Source organism: Candidatus Nitrospira nitrosa (assembly GCF_001458735.1).
GTDB lineage: Bacteria > Nitrospirota > Nitrospiria > Nitrospirales > Nitrospiraceae > Nitrospira_D > Nitrospira_D nitrosa.
The window spans coordinates 1276992-1299249 of sequence record NZ_CZQA01000001.1 but is presented as its reverse complement, the minus strand read 5'-3'; the positions used below and the strand labels follow the sequence as shown (position 1 = coordinate 1299249).

General features: G+C 54.3%; 25 protein-coding genes. 14 read left to right on the top strand and 11 right to left on the bottom strand.

The window, feature by feature from the left end:
• Positions 1–78: 78 nt before the first annotated feature.
• The gene (locus COMA1_RS06180) at positions 79–438 is read right to left on the bottom strand and encodes a zinc ribbon domain-containing protein (RefSeq protein ID WP_090745273.1); all 360 of its coding nucleotides are present in this window, start codon (positions 436–438) and stop codon (positions 79–81) included.
• 68 nt (positions 439–506) lie between these two features.
• Positions 507–1274, bottom strand: coding sequence for an outer membrane protein (locus COMA1_RS06175; RefSeq protein ID WP_176697886.1), 768 nt, complete (start codon positions 1272–1274; stop codon positions 507–509).
• Positions 1275–1535: 261 nt separating this feature from the next.
• On the opposite strand from COMA1_RS06175, the gene COMA1_RS06170 reads away from it, so the two are divergent.
• Positions 1536–2552: an NAD(P)H-dependent glycerol-3-phosphate dehydrogenase gene (locus COMA1_RS06170; RefSeq protein ID WP_090745267.1), complete on the top strand. Its 1017-nt coding sequence runs from the start codon at positions 1536–1538 to the stop codon at positions 2550–2552.
• Positions 2553–2554: 2 nt separating this feature from the next.
• Positions 2555–3316: a nickel pincer cofactor biosynthesis protein LarB gene (larB, locus tag COMA1_RS06165; RefSeq protein ID WP_090745265.1), complete on the top strand. Its 762-nt coding sequence runs from the start codon at positions 2555–2557 to the stop codon at positions 3314–3316.
• A gap of 44 nt (positions 3317–3360) precedes the next feature.
• Here the strand turns inward: larB and COMA1_RS06160 are convergent, their stop codons facing one another.
• Positions 3361–3885: a hypothetical protein gene (locus COMA1_RS06160; RefSeq protein ID WP_141654235.1), complete on the bottom strand. Its 525-nt coding sequence runs from the start codon at positions 3883–3885 to the stop codon at positions 3361–3363.
• Between the two features lie 202 nt (positions 3886–4087).
• Here COMA1_RS06160 and larC point away from each other — a divergent pair, with 202 nt between their 5' ends.
• The 5 genes from larC to rsmA are packed head-to-tail and all read left to right on the top strand — an operon-like array spanning position 4088 to position 8464.
• Positions 4088–5293: a nickel pincer cofactor biosynthesis protein LarC gene (larC, locus tag COMA1_RS06155; protein WP_090745259.1), complete on the top strand. Its 1206-nt coding sequence runs from the start codon at positions 4088–4090 to the stop codon at positions 5291–5293.
• Positions 5290–6294, top strand: a complete 1005-nt coding sequence (locus tag COMA1_RS06150; RefSeq protein ID WP_090745256.1) for a sodium:calcium antiporter — start codon at positions 5290–5292, stop codon at positions 6292–6294. The genes larC and COMA1_RS06150 overlap by 4 nt, the downstream gene beginning before the upstream one ends.
• Positions 6284–7351 carry a 4-hydroxythreonine-4-phosphate dehydrogenase PdxA gene (gene pdxA, locus COMA1_RS06145; protein ID WP_090745253.1) on the top strand — a complete coding sequence of 356 codons (1068 nt, stop codon included), beginning with the start codon at positions 6284–6286 and terminating at the stop codon, positions 7349–7351. Before COMA1_RS06150 ends, pdxA begins: the two co-directional genes overlap by 11 nt.
• Entirely contained in the window at positions 7341–7658 is a 318-nt protein-coding gene (locus COMA1_RS06140; RefSeq protein WP_090745250.1) for a hypothetical protein, read from the top strand. The genes pdxA and COMA1_RS06140 overlap by 11 nt, the downstream gene beginning before the upstream one ends.
• 2 nt (positions 7659–7660) lie before the next feature.
• On the top strand, positions 7661–8464 hold the full coding sequence (rsmA, locus tag COMA1_RS06135; RefSeq protein WP_218055314.1) for a 16S rRNA (adenine(1518)-N(6)/adenine(1519)-N(6))-dimethyltransferase RsmA: 804 nt from the start codon (positions 7661–7663) through the stop codon (positions 8462–8464).
• A gap of 112 nt (positions 8465–8576) precedes the next feature.
• On the opposite strand, the gene COMA1_RS06130 is transcribed toward rsmA, so the two are convergent.
• Both COMA1_RS06130 and COMA1_RS06125 read right to left on the bottom strand, forming a co-directional pair.
• Positions 8577–9218 (bottom strand): OmpA family protein, encoded by a 642-nt coding sequence (locus COMA1_RS06130; RefSeq protein ID WP_090745243.1) that lies wholly within the window; start codon positions 9216–9218, stop codon positions 8577–8579.
• 15 nt (positions 9219–9233) lie between these two features.
• A complete protein-coding gene (locus tag COMA1_RS06125) occupies positions 9234–10451 on the bottom strand; it encodes a hypothetical protein (protein WP_090745240.1) in 1218 nt (405 codons plus the stop codon).
• A 264-nt stretch (positions 10452–10715) separates the two neighbouring features.
• Between COMA1_RS06125 and COMA1_RS06120 the strand changes: the two genes are divergently transcribed.
• The 3 genes from COMA1_RS06120 to ybgF all read left to right on the top strand — a co-directional run bounded on the left by COMA1_RS06120 (position 10716) and on the right by ybgF (position 13858).
• The gene (locus COMA1_RS06120; RefSeq protein ID WP_090745237.1) at positions 10716–10913 is read left to right on the top strand and encodes a hypothetical protein; all 198 of its coding nucleotides are present in this window, start codon (positions 10716–10718) and stop codon (positions 10911–10913) included.
• Positions 10914–12002: 1089 nt separating this feature from the next.
• Positions 12003–12926: a GGDEF domain-containing response regulator gene (locus COMA1_RS06110; RefSeq protein ID WP_090745232.1), complete on the top strand. Its 924-nt coding sequence runs from the start codon at positions 12003–12005 to the stop codon at positions 12924–12926.
• A gap of 437 nt (positions 12927–13363) precedes the next feature.
• The gene (gene ybgF, locus COMA1_RS06105) at positions 13364–13858 is read left to right on the top strand and encodes a tol-pal system protein YbgF (protein WP_176697885.1); all 495 of its coding nucleotides are present in this window, start codon (positions 13364–13366) and stop codon (positions 13856–13858) included.
• A 142-nt stretch (positions 13859–14000) separates the two neighbouring features.
• Here ybgF and COMA1_RS06100 read toward each other — a convergent pair whose 3' ends face one another.
• Together COMA1_RS06100 and COMA1_RS06095 are read right to left on the bottom strand one after the other, a co-directional pair.
• The gene (locus COMA1_RS06100) at positions 14001–14510 is read right to left on the bottom strand and encodes a DUF2726 domain-containing protein (RefSeq protein WP_090745226.1); all 510 of its coding nucleotides are present in this window, start codon (positions 14508–14510) and stop codon (positions 14001–14003) included.
• A 6-nt stretch (positions 14511–14516) separates the two neighbouring features.
• Positions 14517–15707 (bottom strand): anhydro-N-acetylmuramic acid kinase, encoded by a 1191-nt coding sequence (locus COMA1_RS06095; RefSeq protein WP_090745223.1) that lies wholly within the window; start codon positions 15705–15707, stop codon positions 14517–14519.
• 297 nt (positions 15708–16004) lie between these two features.
• On the opposite strand from COMA1_RS06095, the gene COMA1_RS06090 reads away from it, so the two are divergent.
• From COMA1_RS06090 to COMA1_RS06075, 4 genes are all read left to right on the top strand, one after another.
• The gene (locus COMA1_RS06090; protein ID WP_176697884.1) at positions 16005–16913 is read left to right on the top strand and encodes a metal ABC transporter substrate-binding protein; all 909 of its coding nucleotides are present in this window, start codon (positions 16005–16007) and stop codon (positions 16911–16913) included.
• A 22-nt stretch (positions 16914–16935) separates the two neighbouring features.
• Positions 16936–17754 (top strand): metal ABC transporter ATP-binding protein, encoded by an 819-nt coding sequence (locus tag COMA1_RS06085; RefSeq protein ID WP_176697883.1) that lies wholly within the window; start codon positions 16936–16938, stop codon positions 17752–17754.
• Positions 17755–17796: 42 nt separating this feature from the next.
• Positions 17797–18600, top strand: coding sequence for a metal ABC transporter permease (locus COMA1_RS06080; RefSeq protein WP_245630874.1), 804 nt, complete (start codon positions 17797–17799; stop codon positions 18598–18600).
• Positions 18601–18771: 171 nt separating this feature from the next.
• Complete coding sequence (locus COMA1_RS06075) at positions 18772–19401, top strand: outer membrane beta-barrel protein (protein ID WP_090745211.1); 630 nt, start codon at positions 18772–18774, stop codon at positions 19399–19401.
• A 60-nt stretch (positions 19402–19461) separates the two neighbouring features.
• Here the strand turns inward: COMA1_RS06075 and COMA1_RS06070 are convergent, their stop codons facing one another.
• The 4 genes from COMA1_RS06070 to COMA1_RS06055 form a co-directional block, all read right to left on the bottom strand.
• On the bottom strand, positions 19462–19893 hold the full coding sequence (locus COMA1_RS06070) for a GNAT family N-acetyltransferase (RefSeq protein WP_090745208.1): 432 nt from the start codon (positions 19891–19893) through the stop codon (positions 19462–19464).
• Between the two features lie 324 nt (positions 19894–20217).
• Positions 20218–20640, bottom strand: a complete 423-nt coding sequence (locus COMA1_RS06065; protein ID WP_090745205.1) for a hypothetical protein — start codon at positions 20638–20640, stop codon at positions 20218–20220.
• On the bottom strand, positions 20634–21638 hold the full coding sequence (locus COMA1_RS06060) for an RluA family pseudouridine synthase (protein ID WP_090745202.1): 1005 nt from the start codon (positions 21636–21638) through the stop codon (positions 20634–20636). The genes COMA1_RS06065 and COMA1_RS06060 overlap by 7 nt, the downstream gene beginning before the upstream one ends.
• A gap of 135 nt (positions 21639–21773) precedes the next feature.
• Complete coding sequence (locus tag COMA1_RS06055) at positions 21774–22196, bottom strand: F0F1 ATP synthase subunit epsilon (protein ID WP_090745199.1); 423 nt, start codon at positions 22194–22196, stop codon at positions 21774–21776.
• Positions 22197–22258: the final 62 nt, after the last annotated feature.

The window sequence follows — 22258 nt, the reverse complement described above, 5'->3', positions numbered from 1 at the left end:
TATCTCATCACAATGCTCTTCCCGGACTTTCGGCTTGAGGACGTGACGTTTCGACTGATGAACTTCGTCACACCTTCTTCATGACTTTTTCCGGAACAGAAACGCCCCGTACATCCCGGCAATCGCAACTGTCACCAATTCAATCGTCAGGAGCATGCGACTCATCACGGCATCGGGAGCTGGGGGAGAGAGAATGAAATGCATCCCGAGAAATTCAGGAGTCTGACTTGGCGGCGTTTCCCACGGTGGAAACAGCAGCGCCAGTATCAAAACCACGACCATGCCATAGAGAATGGAAAGGTTGAGCTGATCGGGAGGGGTCACGCGAGATTCAGCGCCCGATGTACGCACTGCGGTCCCATCAAGCCGCCGACCGCACTGAGTACAGAACCGATTGATCTCTGGTTGTGACCGGTCACAAAAAGGGCAGGCTTGCATGTTTGGTCATTCCCGGTATGCCACCTACATACATGGGAATGCCCCGGAGATGCTAGCCCTCCGGACAGCTAGAAATGGTACCCGACGCCAAAGGAAAAAATGATCGGATTATAGGTTGCATCAAAGCCGAACGATCCGGATTCGGTCGCGTCAAAACTGAACCTCGTGTAGTTGTACCGCACTTCTCCATATCCCGTGATATGTTCCGTAAAGAAGTATTCGGCACCAAGCTTTACATTCAGACCCACCTTCGTTGAACTCTGAGTTCCTGCAAACGTCACCTCGGTCGTGTTGATTCGAGACAGAAATATCCCCGGCCCGACCCCGACATAGGGTTGAAAGCGTGCCTTGTTGTAGCGAAACATGAGGTTGAGCGGCGCAATAGTGATGACTCGAAAATAGTCACCTGGAAATACGTTCGTCACACTCCCACTCGCGACTGAACCTCCAACGACGACGGTTCCCGGAAGAATGGTAACCCTTGTCGGTCCTTGTTCGATGTGCGGGGTGGTGTAGTAGGCCTCCAGTTCTACACCGAACCAGCTCATACTTGGGAAGTAGTAGCCGATCTTCCCGCCCCAGACAGGAGAGCTGGCCAGATCGCGACCTGATATTGATCCTCGAGGAGTGAGTAGAGATCCGGGAGGGCCCCCGAGATCGGTCAGATCGACTCTCGTGAGCTTGTTATTATCGCCGAAGAATGTCGTTCCAACTTGTCCGCCAATGTACATTTCTGAATAGGCGCTGGAGACGCTCAGAGACATCAGAACAGCCGTAAGCCACAGGGCTCGCATCCCGATTCCTGATCCATTTCCTTTCACAACCCTTGGTTTCATCACTACTTCCTCCTCCTCACCGTGTTCATTGCTATGCCCCATCCTATGACCTAATTCGGGCCGACCAATACGCTCTTCAAGTCCTCACCAACCAGCACAGCAGATTCCATGCCACGTCACAAGAGATTGATTTCAATGCCCCTCTAGCGGATCTTGAGAATAGGAGCCCCTACCCATTCGTTGACAGGTTCTTGAGCGCGTTCCTATAATCGGCTCCCACAGGTGTTGTTGGTGATCATGTGGAGATCAAACTGATTGTTTATGCCTGGTGCTATCAGCAAGATGTGTGTGATCGGTGCCGGGGCTTGGGGTACGGCTCTGGCCAAACACCTGGCCGAGAAGGGGCTGGAGGTACGTCTCTGGGCCTATGAACGGGATGTCGTTCACGCCATCAACACCTCTCAGGAAAACCCGATTTTTCTCAAAGGCGTTGCTCTCCCGCGTGCATTGATTGCCACTTCATCTTTGGAAGAGGCGTCGAGTTCGTGTGATGGGCTGGTGTTTGCCGTGCCCTCCCATGCCACGCGGCTAGTGCTTCAGAAGCTGAGGCCCTTCTTATCCGACCCCATCCCATTGATCTGCGCGACCAAGGGTATTGAAGAAGAGACGGCCAAATTGATGACCCAAGTGATGGAGGATGAATTACTCCCCTCCATGCACGACGCCCTGATGGTGCTCTCCGGACCCAGCTTCGCCGCTGAGCTTAGCGCGGGTCAGCCCACAGCCGTTTGCCTCGCAGGCAGAAACGCACCGCTGGTCCAGCGCTTTCAGAACGCCTTGATGACGCCGGTGTTGCGCGTCTATGCCGACAGCGACCTACTGGGTGTCCAGCTGGGAGGGGCGTTGAAGAATGTAATGGCGTTGGCTGCGGGCGTTATCGATGGGCTCGAACTCGGGCTGAATGCTCGCGCTGCCCTCATCACCCGTGGGTTGGCAGAAATCATCCGGCTTGGTGTCGCGATGGGAGCGGATCCTCGCACATTTTATGGACTCTCCGGCGTTGGTGATTTGGTCTTGACCTGTACCGGAACACTCAGCCGAAATCATTCTGTGGGTGTACGACTCGGTAAAGGTGAGCGGCTCGAGACAATTGTAACCGGAATGCAGGCCGTCGCCGAAGGTGTCAGAACAGCTCGCGCCGCGCTCACATTGGCCTTGCGTCACCAGGTTGAGATGCCCATCATTCAGGAGATCAACGCCGTCCTCCATGAGAACAAGTCCTGTCGCCAGGCGGTCAGTGATCTCATGGAGCGGGATGCCAAACTGGAAAAGGGTTGAATATGATTACCGAAGGGCTTGAACGATTACTTCAACAGGTTCATATGGGACAACTGACCGTAGAACAAGGGCTCCAGCGCCTGCGATCTCTCCCGTATGAAGATCTCGGCTTTGCCTCGCTCGACCACCATCGGTCGCTGCGGCAAGGATTTCCCGAAGTCGTCCTCTGCGAGGGGAAAACTACGGAACAGGTCGTCGCGATCGCTCGAGCCTTGATTAAAAAAGGAGGCCCATTCCTCGCCACCCGTGCGGAACCGACGGTCGCCCGAGCAATTCGCCGTCTTGATCGTCGCGCGCGGTACTATTCTGACGCACGCCTTGTCGCGATCCATCCGGCACGGCAGAAGGCGCAAGGCCAGATTCTGGTGGTGACTGCCGGTACAGCTGATGTCCCGGTAGCGGAAGAGGCTCGCATCACGGCTGAAGTGATGGGAAGTCGTGTCGAGCGACTGTACGACGTTGGAGTCGCGGGGATCCATCGCCTGCTTGGAAAGAAAGATCGCTTGTTTGATGCACAAGTTATTATCGTGGTGGCTGGAATGGACGGGGTCTTGCCAAGCGTCGTAGGGGGACTCGTTCACTGTCCGGTCATCGCGGTCCCAACGAGCCGAGGGTATGGAGCCAGTTTCGGAGGAGTAGCGGCGTTATTGACGATGCTCAATTCCTGTGCAGCTGGTGTGGGCGTCATGAATATTGATAACGGCTTCGGCGCCGCCTGTCTCGCACATCGGATCAACATGTTAGGTGTGAAAGGTGAGAGGTAAAGGTAGGAAAAATCCCTCGTTTCCCCACTTCACCGTTGACGACATCACTTCACTTCCAGCGTCCCTCGCTTCGGCCAGGCCACCATCATGGTGCGTAGTCCTCGTTCTCCGTTGGCCAGCAACTTTGTCCGAACTTCGTAGGAGTAGGTACCAACGCCCGCAACCTGCTTGCGGTGATCCTGACCGTCCCACACGAGTTCCACCACCACCTTACGACGCTCCTGTTCCCCATTCCGAGTCGAATCGATCTGAACAGGCTGTCGATGCGTGAGAAACCGAAGTGAGGTCTTTGACGGAGAACTGATCAGGGAGGTCACTTCAAGAATCCTCGTTGGATCCACTTCTCTCGGAAGCTGAACCGTCACTGAAAACTGAAGCGGCCCATTGCCTTGCGTGTACGGCATCGGGGCGATATCGAGATCAACAATCTTGAGCTCCGGTTCAGGCCTTGGAACACGAGCTGGCTTTTCCTTTGCGAAACTCTCAGCCGCAGGAAAACCAACCAAACAACTGTATAGGCAGAGAAGCCCGAGCGTCAGTCTTTTACATCGTTGCTGGTGTAATCTCATAAACAACAGAACACCTACCTTCATAGAGATATAGTGACGTAGCCACAGTGACTCACAGTCACCGCAAGTAACTCATCTTTTATGGGGGATAACATAGCCTCCAGGGGCTGTCAACGAAGCAGCAACAATGAACCAATGATTGCCGTTCGGCCAGACCTTCGGTAAGATGTGCGGTCTTTTTCACTGCTGAATAAGGAGAGCCGTGGGCCGACATCTGCATTTCGATTGTTTTTCTGGCGTGAGCGGGGACATGGTCTTGGGCGCATTGGTCAGTGCCGGTCTGCCATGGACAGACCTCGTCAATGGCCTTAATCGGCTGAAACTATCCGGCTACACATTACGCAAGCGAGCGGTGCATCGTGGCGCACTCCATGCCGTGAAAGTAGACGTTCTGATCCAACAGGGATTTCAGCGACCTCTCACGCTCTCCCGGATTCGAAGCATTATTATCCGCAGCACGCTCCCAGAGCCGGTCAAAGCACGCAGTCTGTCAGTCTTCGACCTATTAGCCGACGCGGAAGGACTCGCCCATCAGGTGCCGACGAAAGACGTGCACTTCCATGAAGTCGGCGTCATCGATTCATTCATCGACGTGGTGGGAGGAATCCTGGGCTGCTATCTCCTGAATGTGACTCGTGCGACTTCCTCCCCGATCAATGTGGGAGCTGGTTCGATTCAAACCTCCCATGGTCGTTTACCTGTGCCGGGGCCGGCTGTGACGGCACTGGCCAAAGGTATTCCGGTCTATTCCGAGGGCCCACGGCATGAACTCGCCACACCGACCGGCGTGGCACTCGTGCGGACCCTGGCATCGGGATTCGGCCCCTTGCCGGTCATGCGTAGTCTCGCGGTCGGCTATGGAGCCGGAGACCGCGATCCAGAAGACTGGCCAAATGTGCTGCGCGTCTTTCTTCAGGACGACTCGACACCGGAGACCTATCACACCGAACGCATCATGCAAATTGAGACGAATCTCGACGACCTCAATCCACAAATCTATGAGCACATCATGGATCGACTCTTCGATCTCGGCGCCCTCGATGTTGCCCTGGGTCCTGTTGTCATGAAAAAAAGTCGCCCAGGTGTGTTACTGACCTGTCTCACTCCAAAGGAACAGACCAACGCGGTTCTTGAGATCCTCTTCCAGGAAACGCCCACGCTCGGCGTGCGACTGCAAGAAATCACTCGCCAGATCCTCCCGCGCCGTATCGTCCCGGTCTCAATACAGGGAGGAACCGTTCGCATGAAGGTGGCTGATCTGGGTGCGGGCTGGGACAAGGCAGCACCAGAATATATCGACTGTCAATCTATCGCCAAACGATCCGGTCGTCCGCTGAAGACCGTCATGGAGGAAGCCTTGCACGCCTATCGACAAGCGACCCAGAAGAAACTGCGGGGTCGCGCATGAGCACCCTGTACTATATTCTCCTGTTCCTCGTTTCTGTTGTCGTCACACTGGGTGGATGTGCGCTGTTCACTAATGCGATCGAATGGCTGGGCAAACGGCTCGGGATTTCTGAAGGCGCGGTCGGGAGTATCTTCGCGGCCATCGGCACAACGCTCCCTGAAACCTCGATTCCGATCATTGCCATTTTCTTCGGCGAAAGCGACGAAGAGATCGACGTCGGATTAGGCGCCATCCTCGGTGCGCCGTTTATGCTCAGCACGCTCGTACTGCCGCTCTTGGCTCTGTTGGTGGTGCTGTACGCACGAGCGGGCAAGCGCACCGCGCAATTTCATCTCAATTACCGCGATGTCCTCACGGACCTGACGTTTTTCATGATTGGTTACCTCGTGGCACTGGGGTGCGCCTTTGAACGATCGAGACTGATCCATCTGATTGCCGCCGGAGGGTTGATCTGCTTGTACATTTACTACATGAAACTGAAGTTTGCACCGACTGCTGGAGAGGGCGAAGGCGGTGAGCTGGACCCCCTCATCTTCGACAAAACCGCGACGACGCCCTCGCATCCGATGATTGCATTTCAAGCCCTGTTAGGGCTTGGTGGCTTGATCATGGGTGCTCATTTGTTCGTGTTGGCGGCAGAATCGATGGCGGGATTGTTCTCAATGTCGCCTTTGATCTTGACCCTCCTCATCGCACCATTGGCCACGGAATTACCGGAGATGTCCAACAGCTTTCTATGGTTGTATCGGAAAAAGGACAAGCTCGCCGTGGCCAATGTGACGGGTGCCATGGTGTTTCAAGGCACGCTCCCCGTCTCACTCGGATTGATCGGAACGGAGTGGGTCATCGCCCCCACTGCCTTGACCACCATGGTCTTGGCTGTACAGGCGGTAGGACTCTGCCTCCTCCAGATCCTGATTGGAGGGCGCTGGCGACCGTGGTTACTGGCGGCTGGTGCGCTCTTCTATATCGGCTATACTGTGTACCTCTATGCCAGCTAGAACCCGCCCAATCCGAAAAGCCTCCGCATCGCCATTGCTTCCGTTGCTCGGGATCACGATGGGAGACCCGGCGGGGATCGGCCCGGAAGTGATCGCCAAAGCTCTGTCCGGAGGACGGCTGCACAAGATTTGCCGACCGCTGGTGATTGGAGCGCTTCCCATCATGGCTCGTACCATCAAGGCTCTGCGACTCAAGCTGACGGTGCTCCCCGTGGATGGCCATGACGCAGCAGTACCACGCCCGGGGACTGTGGCCGTACTGGATCCGCTGAGTACCCCATTGGGCCGATTTGCACCAGGCCTCGCAGCAGCAGAAACAGGCGCGGCATCGGTCACCTTCATTGAGAAAGCCGTTGAACTCGCCCAATTGGGTTGTCTCGATGGGATCGTGACGGCTCCGATTAATAAAGAAGCCATCAACATGGCCGGCTGTCGATACCCTGGACACACAGAATTGTTGGCTGACCTGACCCAGGCGAAAGAATCCGGCATGATGATTGTGGGCGGCCCATTACGGATCATGTTTGTCACGACACATGTCGCCATCAAAGACCTTCCAATGCTGCTCACCCAAGCAAAGATTGAAAAAGCGATCCGGTTGGCCCACATGGCACTCACCACTTTATTTGGAATCAAACGACCGAAGATCGGAGTGGCCGCACTCAATCCGCACGCAGGCGAACATGGCCTGTTCGGAAATGAGGAGGCTCGCGTCATTCTTCCGGCAGCTCGGACCGCCCAGGCACGGGGCATTCTTGCCAGTGATCCATTGCCCGCCGACACACTGTTTGGGAAGGCGGCTAAGGGACACTATGACGGAATTGTGGCCTTGTACCATGACCAAGGCTTGATTCCACTGAAGCTGGTGGCGTTCGGCACATGCGTGAATCTTACCGTTGGCTTGCCCATCATTCGCACCTCCGTCGATCATGGAACGGCCTTTGACATTGTGGGTAAAGGGATTGCCGACCCAGGAAGTCTCATCGAAGCAGTCACCTTGGCCGCACGGATCGCTCAGCGAGGTATCAAGAAGGGACGTCCCAGCCATGCCGATTGATAACTCCAAGCAGGTGACTGCCATTCGGCAACAGATTGCGGAACTGGATGCGCTAGCTCAACAGACCTGTCAGGACCTGAATACTGTTGCGGGAACGGAGCGCATAGCCAAATGGAAATCACGCACCGTCACACTCATTACCACCGCTGTCAGCCGTGAAGATGGGGAAAGGTTCGCCCAGATCCAGCCAGGCCCCTCCTTCACCAACGATTTGCTTGAAGAATTTTCCGATCTCGTGGAATGTTACCGTACACCGCTGGTCCGCCTCGCCGACACACTCTCTCGTTTCTCTTCATCCGGGAGTTGAGGGTGGACTCATCACCTCCCCCTGCGGCAATCAAACGGCTGGGCCAAAATTTTCTGATCGATCCGAACATCGTTCGCAAGATCGTCGCACTCGCGGAACTTTCACCCGCTGATACGGTTTTGGAGATCGGCCCAGGCCGAGGCATCCTGACGGAGGCCCTGTGCCGAGCTGTCGGTCACGTGACGGCAATTGAAATTGACCCTCGCCTTTACACGTTCCTCTCCGAACGAGCCGAACGCCTTCCTAATGTCACTCTCGTGCTCGGCGATGCCCTGACTTGTCCCATCGAATATTTACCGATCGGAACCATCGTTGTTGCCAATCTCCCCTATTACATTTCTACTCCGCTCCTCTTTCGGCTCCTTGCTCAGGGCAATCGTTTTGCCCGAATGGTTTTGATGCTGCAAAACGAAGTTGCGGATCGTCTTATCGCAAAGCCTGGGACGTCCGATTACGGTGTCCTGTCTGTCATGGCTCAATACTCCGCGCATATTTCAAAAGCTTTCAAAGTCTCACCACAATGTTTCCGCCCTCGACCAGAGGTTGACTCTTCTGTGGTTCTGCTGCGGGCCTGCGAGCCGAGAGCACGACGGCTTGAAGAAGAACAACGATTCACTGCGCTTGTGCGAGCTGCCTTCGCCCACCGACGCAAGACACTCGTTAACTCGCTCAAGAACGAAGGCTATGATTCGAGACCTGTTGAAACTGCCTTGACGAGACTCCATCTCTCACCCTCGCTTCGTGCTGAAACTCTGACGCTTGAGCAGTTTCTTGAATTGGACCACCTCATGCAAGAACTGACATAACCAGGGGTCATGGCTCATTGAGGTGATGACGTACCAAGGAAGGAAGTATTCTTCTGGGGTAAGACACCTAATCGGGACGATCCAAAGAGTCACATCTGATCTTTCCCATCAGCTACTGAGGGCGCAGATGTATTTTAAACATCACCCGACGGCTCCGCTCACGATCCGGATCTCCTACAGCGTCCCGTAGAAGATTCTGTCTCCCACGACCATTCGCCGTCGCCTTTTGCAGAAAGCATTCATAGGCCCAGGGAAGCCTCTCACGGACCACCTCCACGCTCTTGGCCAATACGGCGAACGAACGCTCCTGGCTCAATCGCAAATTGCGAATGTCGTCTCCAAGATCATCGGTGTATCCCTCTATGACAAAGGCTTCCACCTCTTTGCCCCCTTGCCCACACACCATGGCTGCATAGTGTGGCATCGTCTCCGACAAATAGGCCTCCGCAGGAGGAAGTAATCTGCTTTCCCCAAAGTCAAAGGTGAGCGCAACATCCGGTATATTAACCGCTAAAACCTCTGGCTTACCGTCTTCATGCTTGAGTAGCGAGCGATTGAGTTGTTGTCCTTCTTCCCTTGGAGATGGAGGATCCTGCGCATGACTTTCGGGGCTTTCGTGAACCCGGTTTACATACGCGGCAAACAGAAGGATGAAGATCACGGCGAGCGAGGTCATGAGATCGGTCACCCCACTGGATACAGCAGAAGGTGAAACGGAAGGGTCCTGTGCAATTGGCAATGTGCGATGTCTCATCTGACCACTCTCGCGTTACTCGTGATGAGGCGTGCCGTTCCCACTGCTCCCTGTCTTGACGGAAAGAGTAGTTTGTATAGCCGCTCCATGGGTCTTTAGCTCATGAAATATGGTTTCCATTTCTGATTTCGAGAGCTGGACCGGAAGCGCCTGTCCTTTCATGGTTTGATTGAGGTCCTGAATCGCATCCGCCAACGGCTGAACCGCCCGCTTCAATGCTTTTTGAACCTCATGACCAATCTCTCCTGGAAGATCGTTCACTGTTGAACCATGGTGGGTCGCACTCATAGCTGTGAGCGACTCTGACGCTTTTGTTAAGGCAGCCACTGCCGTACCGAGTCGATGGTGAACGACCTCAGCCAATTGTTTGTCACCGTCGTTTCGAGTGGGACTGACGATGGTTGACACAGGCCTAGTCTGCCCCGCTGAAGACTGAGCATGTTGATCGACAATCCTTTGAGGAAAGACTTCATCGAGCAACGAGAGACATCGCCGATGTCGGTTGCTCAGACGATACCAAACAGAGTTTTCCAGAAGGGTAAACGCATTCGAACAGGCCAAACCGGCAATAGATGTGACAAACTTTCCGGAGAGCCCGTTAATGAGACCTGCGATTCCTTCAACCTGCGAGCCGTTTGCGTGAAGTTTGCTCAGACCGATCAGAATCGCCAGAAATGTGAACATCAGTCCCATACCAGTCAGAAAAGACGGAAGTTGCCGATAGAACCCGACGTTGAGGTATTCCGCCATGGAGGCTTCAAACGAAAAGAATTCCGCAGCCGATTTCTGTGCAGATACCGTCGGCTCAGCAAACCAGGTTGACTGTTCAATCGCGAAGGTCTTTCGGTAAGACAGCCAATCTACGGCAAACGCCCGTTCAACGCGCATGGCCCGATCCAACACGTGGAGATCATCGAGATCGCGTCGTGACTCCTGCGACTCATCCGGACGCGGCCTCGTTCTACCCAACGTCGGTGTGACAATCCAGTCCGTTGACCATTGTCGGCGTGTAAAGAGAAGGCTCGACACCTGTGAATGAACTCGACACAACGCCTGTCGAATCCGCCAGGCTCCATGAAGGAGTACGGCTCCATGCCACACGCACATGGCAAGAATCCCCGCCATGCCGATCCAGCTCAGCATGGGACTGGACAACCCGCCCACGATTGCTACATCCTGAGTGAGGAATTCCCATAGGCCATTCACCGCATTCCACCCATTTGTCGCATCCATCTCGCCGCACCTCTATCCAGACACAGAACAGGGATATACCCCGTCCACTGAGCTCAACTTTCATGCCAGTGCGAAACCACCGTTTATCAGGCATTCTCGTCATAACCTTACAAAACAGTCGGCATTTCCTGCCGAACGGATCGGCACATTCTTCCATGATGCGGCATCTGGTTGAACATCGGGAAGGAGAGTACTCCTCTGCTTCCAGGCAGAGCGACCTTCGTGTATGATTAGCCAGTCGCCTGAGATGAGTGGAGATCAACTATGCATTTTGTCCGTATCGGAAACCGCGCCATCAACCTGGACCTGGTTTCTCATTGTGAGGTTCAAGCCTGGCACGATACGGTTTCCGTCAAGGTATTTATGACTGGCACTGCGAATAATACTCCAGTGGTGCTGAACGAAGACGAAGCGACGCTGTTCTGGAAGTACATGGAATACGTCGCGGAGAAACCGGTCTAACCCGTTGTACCTTTGTTTCGCTGCTCCCGTTTTTCCCTCCTGCCACAAGCATGCAGATTGAGTTTTTCTATCCTTTTCAGCGTTATGAGGAACAGTCGTTGCCCATAAGCGTATTCGTAACATTTCGGAAAGAAACTGATCATGCCCCAAATCGCGCCTGCTCGCAGCTTCATAATTCACAAGTAGGGCAATTCCACTGCATCAAAGATTGACAGGCCTATCTGGTCGCTTGGGACCCTATTTTCGTGGTATGGTTAGACATGAGCGTTGATTTGACCTCTTGTAGAACACGAAGGGACAGCGGATCTCATCGCACGATGGCCTCAGGAACAGTGGTCATTCGCTTCGCTGGTCTTCTCTGTCTCCTTTTTGGTCTGAGCGGATGCATCAACGAATATTCTGTGCTCAGCGGTTCTGGATCCCCATTGCTGATTTCTCGCCGCGGCTACTCCGCGCAGGAATGCACTGAGAAGGTGAAGGACGAAGCGGCTCGTATGGGTACAACGTTGCGATATATTCACATACGAGGAAATGTCTTCGGTCGTTCACTCCTCTGGCCGTTTCAGCCAGGGTATGCCTGTGAAGCGGCATTAGGTCCTGAACAACCCCCGATCGGAGCATACCCCGCAACGATGCCCAGCGGTTCTCATGGATCATGATCGCGCGACTGATCCCTGCGTCTCTATCTCTCTCCAATGCAGCGGTGCTAGCACGGTTGCCAAGTTAATTCACAACTCTGCCTCCTAAGCACCTCCTACCCTCAATCTCTCTTCCATTTCCACGGTCATCTGTGGCCCGTTAGTTCCCACTCTCTAACCAGCTGTTGTGATTGACCAGCTTCCTGTTGCGACAGCCCGATCTCCTGATCATCATGGCGAGTGCTCATTCCTAGAAGCTCCCGCTCGTTCCTGAATCCCGCCCGAAGCGGATCTCCTACTTGAAGAGTCCTGTCGGTCTGAGGCAGGCAATACGATCTGCTCCGTCACCACTTCAACCATTTGCTTGTTGTATCAGAGCCTTACGCTATACTTGATACATATCCACAAAAGAGGGTGTCTTCGATGAGCGACGAGGCTAACCGGACCGGATATGATCAAGATTCTCTTAGTTGAAGACAATGCTGTCGATGCTCGTCTGACGCAGGATATCCTTGCAGAGTGGCAGCTGGAAGAATTCGATATCACTCATGTGACGCGTCTGAGTGAGGCCTTCCGCTATCTCGCTCGCGCTCGATTTGATGCGGTACTCTTGGACCTTTCGCTCCCGGACGGGTATGGGCTCTCAACGGTACGTCAGATTCACGCAGCCAATCCGACCATCGCGATCATTGTACTGAGCGGACTCAGTGATCAGGCGCTGGCTTTGCAAGCCGTCCAAAATGGAGCTCAGGATTATCTCGTGAAGGGAGAAGGTCCGTCGGAATTATTGGCCCGTTCAATCCATTATGGAATTGAGCGGAAACGTGCGGAGGAACGACTCACCTACCTCGCCCAGTACGATCAGCTCACCGGACTCGTAAACCGCAGCCTGTTCCGCGATCGGCTCGTACAAGCCATGGCACGAAGTAAGCGTCTCCAGCAGCCGCTTGGGTTGATGTTGCTTGACCTCGATCGATTCAAACCGGTGAACGATACACTCGGCCACCGTGTCGGTGATCAGCTGTTGAAAGTAGTGGCCGAGCGGCTCTACGAATGTGTGCGCGAGGTGGACACCGTTGCGCGCATGGGAGGAGATGAGTTTACTATCATTCTCGAAGGGTTGATGTGTGAGGAGGATATCTCATCGGTAGCCCAACGAATCACCACCTCTCTCTCGGAACCGTTCATACTTGGAGAACACCATGCCGTGATCAGTGTCAGTATCGGAATCACCATCTATCCGACCGACGACCATGACATCGATGAATTATTAACACATGCGGATGCCGCGATGTACCGCGCCAAACAGCAAGGCGGTAACTCGTTTCAGTTTCACATCCCAAATGATTCACCATCCCCAGCCCGTCAGAATTGAGGGGTTGCCGGCTCTTCCTGGCTCCCGGTCATTCAGGCTCGCTATGGCTCAAACGGTCGTCGCCAAGGGAAGCGGGAGAGGAGTTGAGATCAATCGGGCTCTTAATGGGGAGGCTTGTTGATTGGATCACATACAGGTCAACCCATTCGGAATTAGGAGAAGACAGGAGACCGTTCAGCATGGTGCATGTGCAGTGAGCATGATCCCCTCCAGCCTTTACACTCATAATGAATTGTTGTCACTCGTGCATGCATACCATTCTTGTACAATTCTGTGTCCTGCATAACACGTTGTCCGCAAGGTCCGAGGTTCCCCATGCATGGCCCCCACGTAAGGCCCTGTTATTCCAATGCTTTCCTCTCGCACTTCTCCATACACTTGGCACACTGATTGCGTTACAACCCACTCAACTTCGGTTGAACCGATGGAGGCCTGATATGGTTGGAAGACAGGGTATTGGAATCCTTCTGCTGCTTTTTATTCTTCTCTCTGCGGGTCAGCCATTTGCCGCCCCTGCGCAGCGTCAGGATACAACCCGTCATCTCTATGACCGTATCATGGAGGAGTTTAAACACCGCGACTACGAAGCGGCGATGGCCGGCTTTCGCCTTTTCATTGAGATTCACGGTCAATCGGCACTGGCGGCCAACGCACAATACTGGATTGGAGAATGCCAGTTTCGTACGCGACGGTATCAAGACGCCTTACAGTCGTTCTATGACGTCGTGTCCAATTATCCGCTCAGCCCAAAGTTGGCCGCCTCAACCCTAAAACTCGGTCAGACCTACATTAAACTGAAAGATCAGGATAAGGCCAGGCTGATGTTTGATCGCGTGATCGATCAATATCCAGACAGTCCCGAAGCAGAGGCGGCGCACAAAGCGATCGAGACGATGTCCCCCAGCGAAGAGCCCTCCACTACGACCCCTTAGTTCCAATCTGATGGATCAAAACTTTGGTGCTTCGGAAGTAGGAGTGACCCGCATAGCGATCAAGGCAATACGTACCGGTGAAGATACCTCCCCACCATCACGGTAGCGCCCACCGAGTGGCCTTACTCGATTCATCCAGGTGTTACTGGTCTGCGGTAATTTCTAGTCGAGTGGCAAGATGCGCGAGAGGGTAAGTCCTCTTGGCCTGAAGCTTTCTCAGTTTGATCCCTGCCGTATCAAGCAAGGACTCGATGATTTGTTGTGACTCCTCCTGATGGAGTTCCGGAGATTGAGGCTCAATTTGCACCACCTGCTCAACCTGGCGTGACCCTGGGTGCACCAACGCAAAGTCGACCCGCTTAAGGGCAAGATGACGGAGAACTTGGACCCGTTCCTTCCCCCCCGCATCAACCGTGAGAAATGAGCCGAGCGGCACCTTTGCAAAGACAAGATAGCGCTCTTGGACCACCATTCGCAGGAGGTTATAGAGCGCCACTTCGTCTTCAGCCAAGAGCGGTGTGGGGCTGAGCGTGACGCCAGAAGGCATGACCCTGCGCGATACGTGTTTCTTGCTTCGGCGCGATCGCCGTCGATACCACCAGATGCTGAAGATGATCAGAGTGACGATCGTTACAAGCAGTAGAAGCTTCATTGTTGTTTACTTTCTCCGTCGCCTTGGATGTAATCGCTCATACCAGCCTGGCCCACTTGGAACAATGCACCCCAACAGCCTGGGAGCTGTTGCTCCTGTCACCGCCGGAACGTTCCCACACTGCTCCATCATAGTTTGATAGGCCAGAATCGCGAACGCCACAGACTCCAGCGCCTTACTCTCCCAGCCGTGCGCTTCAAAGGTGGTGACCGGAATTGGAGCAAACACGCCTTTCAGATGTTCCATAATCGCCCGGTTTTTCACTCCCCCGCCACCGACGATCACTTCGTCGATTCCACCCTTGACCCAACGCCGTGCCGTACCAACAGCCTCTGCCGTCCATCTGGTACAGGTGGCCAATAGATCCTCGAGTGATAGTTTGCGCGCCTGTGGCCAGCTAAGTAAATCCCTCTGCATGACTTCGCCAAACATTTCTCGACCGGTCGATTTGGGTGGCGCCTGAGAGAGAAAGGGGTGGGCCAACAGTTTGGCCAATAATCGTGAATCGACCCGCCCCTTTGCCGCGAGGCGTCCATCGCGATCCATGGTAAAACGGCCACTCGTACTCCGAAACATCAGACCATCAAGGACCATATTGGCCGGACCCGTGTCAAATGCGATCACGCCTTCCCCTCCGGCTCCACGCGGCAAGTAGGTGACATTGCTGATCCCTCCAAGATTGACAATGAGTCGCCCTCGACGGTGATGCTGAAACAACAACGCATGGATCCCCGGCGTCAGCGGCGCGCCTTGTCCTCCAGCAGCAATGTCACGGGGGCGAAAATTTGCCACCGTCGTAATTCCGGTCCTCTCAGCGATCACCGCCGGCTCGGCAATTTGGAGGGTGGAGCGAATCGCGCCAACCCGCGTATCCTTAATCCCATTCGGTAGATGCTGGACAGTCTGACCATGTGATCCAATAAGATCAACCTCTTCCGGAGTTAACTGCGCCGCCCGAATCGCTCCCAACGCGGCATCGGCGAACCATTCCCCCAGAAGCGCGTTCAAATGACAGAGATCTGTGACCGTCCCCGATACGGAGGCCGAGAGAAGTCGCTGTTGGAGTGAGCGAGGATAGGGCAGCGAATAGAACGCCACCATCTCTACTTCAAGGCGACTGGCTTTCTGCACAATGGACACCAGTGCCGCATCGACGCCATCAGCCGATGTTCCCGACATAAGCCCAACGACCTTCATCAGCAGTATCCTTTCGTCACCACATTTTGTCTCATGGAGGGGATGTCCGCTACGCTAATCGAACTAGCGCCCATGGTCAAGGAGACGAATGGACAGGGCCGATCAAGAAACTGCAAAAGTCTGTACGGTTGGTTCTCATCTCGCTCGGCTGGTTCCTTCATAACCAGACCATCGCATCATACCTACCTGGCCGACTCTCTACCTGATGGACAGTCCCAAGATAGCGTTGACAGCGCGAAAACATGGATGATACGGTCGCCGCCAATGTTTCCTCTCACCTACAAAGGCATGCGGCATATGAGGTTTCCACTCCTGGCCCTTACCCTATCGTCTCTCTTCTTCACGGCGGCCGCAGAAGCTCGTGAACCGATCCCTATTGTCGTCACCATTCCAGTTTTAAAAGACCTGACCGAGCAGGTTGGTGGGCCATGGGTAGAGGTGAAGTCTTTGCTGAGCGGCTACGAGAACGAGCATACCTACTCCCCGAAGCCCAGTGATCTGATTGCAGTACGGAAGGCTAAGCTGTTATTCGAAGTCGGCCTTGGCCTCGAGGTCTGGGTGGGATCATTGGTGAGAAATGCCGGGAGTGCCAAATTGCGTGTGGTCACAACCTCCCAAGGCGTAGTGCTGCTCCAAGATAGTGGGGATGCCCATGACGACATGCACCACGGTGCACATACGGACGAGTCTCCGGGAAACCCCCATATTTGGCTGGACCCCATGAATGTCGCCATCATGCTGGGCCACATTACCCGTGCGCTCAGCGAGATCGATCCGGTCCACACGGCTGACTTTCAGGCTAAGCAAGAGACATATCTGCAACAGCTCGAGCAAGTACAGCAACAGCTGATGACTCGTACTCAACGCCTTTCGGATCGGCGTTTCATCGCCCATCATCCGGCTTGGCCATACTTGGCCAAGCGATTTGGCCTTGAGATCGTCGACACAATCCATACCCAGTCAGGCACAGAGGCCTCCGCCCTTCACCTTCAGCATTTGATCGCAAAAATCAAGAGCCAGCACATTCGAGTGATCGCCTCAGAAATCCAGTTGAGCCAACGCCTCCCGGAGCTACTGGCACGGGATACGAAAGCACGTGTCGTTGTGCTGACCACCATGCCGGGTGGAATTCCGGGAACTGACAGTTACCTCGACATGCTTCGTTACAATGTGCTCCAATTGGTTGACGCATTGGAGTCCACCTAGCAGCCGCTCAGGAAATCCATTCATGTCTCCGGAAGGAACAAGGGAATCCGTCTCCACAGGTCGCAGTCCGATCATCCGTTTTGATCATGCGTCCTTTGGTTTCCCCGGGCTTATTGCGCTCAAGGATATCACCCTGCCGATCTATGACGGCGAGTTCGTCGGTGTGATTGGTCCAAACGGATCAGGTAAAACGACACTCTGCCGTGCCGTCCTAGGATTGCTTCCTCCGGTAGAAGGTCACCTTCATATTTTTGATTGTGCCTGCAGTGAACTCCGCTGTCACCATCGAGCCCGGATCGGGTACCTCCCGCAAAAAGGCGTGGTCGATCGCAACTTTCCGGTGACGGTCCTCGAGACAGTCATGATGGGGCGTTATGGCGCGCTCGGGCTACTGAAGCGGCCAGGGAAGAAGGACCGCCAGATCGCGATGGAGGCCCTCACCCAGGTTGGAATGGAGTCGCACAAAGATACAGCGCTTGGACATCTATCCGGCGGGCAACAACAACGAGTCTTTATCGCCAGAGCGTTGGCACAGCAGCCCAAAGTCCTGATCCTTGATGAACCCACCACTGGACTGGATATCGCCATGCAACACAACGTCATCGAGCTCGTCCAGCACCTTCATGACGACCTCAAACTGACCGTGCTGTTGATTACCCATGACATCAATATGATCCGTTCTCGAGTAGATCGATTGGTCCTTCTTAAGACCAAGCTCTACGCCGCCGGTCCTCCAGCCGATGTCCTCCAGCCGGAAATCCTTCACCAGGTGTATGGGAAAGAGCTTGTTATCACTGAAAAGGACCTCGTGATCGTCGAAGATTACCATCATCACCACTAATGGCAATAACGGATTATGCTCGATCTCCTCGCTTATGATTTCATGCAACGCTCTCTCCTCGCCGCGGCGATGGTGGGCGGGCTCTGCTCTGTGATCGGCGTGTTTGTTGTCCTACGGGGACTAGCCTTCGTTGGTGCAGGAACGTCCCACGCTGCCTTTGCAGGCGTCGCACTCGGCTATTTGATGGGATGGCCGCCTCTGTTGCTGGCTATTCTATTTGGTCTGGCTACGGTCTGGATTACGGGCTGGGTTGAAGAGCGCGGCAGGATGAAGCTGGACGTCTCGATCGGCATTCTCTATACCACCACCATGGCACTGGGCATCCTCTTTATTGGACTGATGAAGACCTACAATGCCGAGGTATACGGCTATCTCTTCGGCAGCGTGCTTTCGGTCACGCCTGAGGAGCTCCGTATTATCGGGGCATTGAGTGTGCTGGTGTTGAGCCTGCTGCTCTTGTTTGCCAAAGAACTCTATTTCATCGCGTTCGATCAAGAAATGGCTGAAGCATCCGGAGTTCCGGCTCGACAAATGTTTTTTCTATTACTGACCCTCGTTGCACTTACCGTTGTGGTCTCACTCAAGACCGTGGGGGCCATTCTCGTCTTTGCCATGATTCTGATTCCGGCTTCGACCGCCTATCAACTCACCCATAGCCTGAGAACCTTGACCGTGTATTCGGCACTCATCGGAATTACGACCTCGGTATGTGGAGTCTTGATTTCCGCCATCTGGGACATCCCCTCTGGGCCGGCGATTGTGTTGTTAGCGACCGCGATATTTTTTACTGCGATCCTGCTCTCTCCCAAGCGCGTAAAACGTACTGGAGTTGTTCACACTCATTAGCCACCTTGTCATTCTCTTTCACACGATGCCATAAACAATGGGTGAACACAGTCATTCACCTACGGTATTGCGCAGTGGTCTTGTTGGTAGTGTTAGATTGCCGATACTGAAGAATCTTCTTGGGGTAATAGCTCAACGGCTTTCCTCCCAAGAAGGGAACGGAGGTGTTGAATGCGCCAACAACGGTGCAAGGGATTCGCGGCTGGCATGCTGTTTTCTGTGCTTGTCTCGGCCTTCCCCTTTTCAACTCTCACATCTGCACAAGAGTTCGGAGGGATTGAACCTAGCAGGTGGATAGTTGGATTTCGAGCCGGATTTTCGCCACTGACCCAACAGCTGTCGGAAGGGACGTCTACTTCGATTGGTCCGCTGGTAAATTTCCAAGCAATGTACAGCCTCAATACGTGGTTCTTGGTGGGGATGATGCTCGAGTGGGAACGCCATGGGGTGAGTGTGGAACAACCAGACGCAGACCTTGGACAGCAGGATACGGTATCGGTCCTACCGACGTTCGAAATACGTCCAGGCAGATCAGGCCCACTCAGCCCCTATGTGAATATGAGTTTTGGTGTGAACGTCAACAGCTTTGGTGAGGATACCACCCTTCGGATCAGCCCGAGTAATACCTTCGCCTGGCGATTAGGATGGGGGACTGATTATCAGCTCAACGAACGGTTCGCCCTCAATCTGGAGTTGGCCTATAAGCGTAACGACGGGCATACGACCGGCACTGGTGGCCGGAACAACGACTGGAACGCCTCTTCGTTCGGTTTCTTATTTGGTGGAAAGATGTTCTTTTGAGCCTCACCTAGGACGGACAGGACGGCACTGTCTTGGCGTATAGCATGCTCATCTTTTTTCCTACTCACGTCGGCTATTCTTGCTCCGATTCCAGACCATCCCTGTCTGTTCCTTGGAACTGAAGCCAAGCCGCTCATAAAAACCAGGACGCCTGGTACAGAGCCAAAAAAGCTCAACCCGTTGCAATTGTGGGTGGTCGAGAATCCTCTTGACGATCTCGGTGCCAATACCCTGCCCTTGATAGGCCCGATCGACGATCACGTCCCAGATGGTCGCACGGTAGATAAAATCAGTGAGGACGCGCCCAAATCCGATCAGCCGCTTGCCCTCCCATGCACAGATGGTGAGATCTGTACGCTGGAGCATTTCTTTGGCATCATCCAGTGAGCGGTCTTTCGCCCATGGAGCCTGCCGAAAGAGTCCTAGGAGCTGCGAGGCTTCAGGAAGTTCATGATGAGAATAGCTGACAGCAGGCTTGAGGGTTGAAGGCATCTTATACTACAGTATCCCTCGGATTGATCTGAAGTTTACGAGGAAACCAATGTCAACGCAAGTCCGTACCTGTTCTAAATGCTTCCAACTCATGTGGTTACGCGCGGATGAGTATGAAATACTCGACGCTGAAACAGTTCGTGCAAAGTGCCCCCACTGTGGGAGCCTTGCGCGATTCAAGCTGGTCACGGCTGGATCCAATGCCTTAGGACCAAAAATGGGGCACTAGCCGCATCCCTGATTTTTGAGTCATGGATGACAAGCGTGCGCTGCCCCCTCCCCTGCCAAACTTTGGGCTCAGCGCACATGGTTCAACACGGCCCCTTACAAGCCTCGCCCTGTCTCTGCCAGCTCCGGCTGGTTCCCGGGAAGCACTTTTCGTAGGACCACGCGGTACTCCGTGAGTCGCTTCTCGTCCATGCGTCCGGCCTTAATCTCTTGATCTCGATGCATGCGTTCCAGCTGGTCGATTACGGTAAGGAGCGCCTGGACGGCCCCGATCAGATTCCCCTGTTCGAAGGCTTCCAATGAGCAGACCAATGATTCATTGAGCGTTTTGTATGGAGTACCGGCACTTTGACGTTGTGCTCGTGAGACAATCGCCTCATAGCTGTCCATCGCCTCCACAGAAGGTTTCATCCCGGACGGCACTGCCTTCAAATGTACGATGGAGGGAAGAGTCGCCGCATAGCTTTTGACGTGGGCCGTGAGGCCGCCTAACGCATCTAACACCTCCGCGGTCAGCATCGCTCCTCCTCGGCTGTTCCTATCGTCGTTGTACCAGTGGGCATCCGATCCCCCGTCGCATTCAGGTGCTCGAGTGCATGAATGACGCGCTCCATATCCGCAGGGAACGGCCTCGTGAATTCCTCTCTCGCGGCTGACGTTGGATGCGTAAACCCTAATGTCCTAGCATGAAGCATCACACGTGGGATCTCGATATCCGCAAGAACCATCACCCTGTTGCCGCCATAGGTGCGATCGCCCAGAATGGGATGGCCCAATGAGGTGAGATGCACCCGCAACTGGTGCGTTCGTCCGGTTTGCGGATAGAGCAAGACATGTGCGGCTACTTTACCATACCGTCGGGTCACCACATATTCGGTCACAGACTCCTTGGGACTTGTCGTTCTTGAGGAGAACTTCTTTCGGTCTTTACTATCTCGCCCAATGGCGAGATCAATCAACCCTCGCCCTTTTTTGGGTACTCCCCAGACCAGTGCTTCATAGACTCTGGTGATCGTGTGGAGTTTGAACTGGGCAGCAAGAGCCCGATGTGCGGTATCGGTCTTGGTAATCACCATGACACCGGAGGTTTCCTTATCCAAACGATGAACCAGCCCCGGACGTTCCTTCCCACCGATTGTTGAAATAGTCCCGCCGGACGTTTGGAAATGATGCAACAGGGCGTTCACCAGCGTCCCGCTCCAATTACCCGGCGCCGGATGGACCACGATACCGGGTGGCTTGTCTAAGACCAGCAGAGAATCATCCTCAAACAAGACCTCGAGCGGGATCGCTTCTCCTTTCATGGAGAGCGGTTCCGGCTTCGGAACATCCATCGTGATCCGGTCGCCTGGTTTAATTTTGTGGCTGGGTTTCACTACCTGGTCATTGACCCGGATACGGCCCAATTCTATCAACCGCTGCAACGAAGACCGGGAGGCATCTCGCTCTCGACCAACGAGAAAGATATCCAACCGCTTAGGCTGCTCTCCGGCTGTGATGTGAAATTCCGTGATCATATCCCCTGCTAGCTTATCGAATATGACAGGCAATTGACCGGAGCAGCGTTGAGGGACAGGACGAAAAGTCGCCCTGAACCATGGCTCGACTGCAGGAAAAGGGTGTAGAAGAAGGGGCGAGGACAAACCGTGAGATTAGGCGTGGCTTGGTTTCTTGGCGCGCTCGGCAATTTTTTTACGGAGGCGAGCTTTTTCGAGACTCACCTGGGCCTCTTTGACTTCAGACGGCAAGCCACCGGCCTGAAGTCGCCGTTCAGCTTCAGCCACTTTGGCGGTTGCGCGCTCCACATCGATGTCTTCCGCTTTTTCAGCGACCTCAGCCATGATCGTGACTTTAGTCGGAGTGACTTCCGCAAAGCCCCAGAGTACCGCCATCGAATGGGTTTCTTGATCGATCCGATAACGGAGTTCGCCGATCCGGAGGGTCGACAGAAAATGGCAATGCCCTACCAACACCCCGAATTCACCCTCGGAGCCAGGTGCAATGACTTCATCGACCTGCTGACTCAAGAGGAGTTTTTCTGGCGTCACAACCTCTAATAAAAACTTCCCTGGCATCTCGCTCTTCCTTCATCCCACCTTAAGGCGGGAACCGATGTGTCCTCAACTGCGCGCATGCA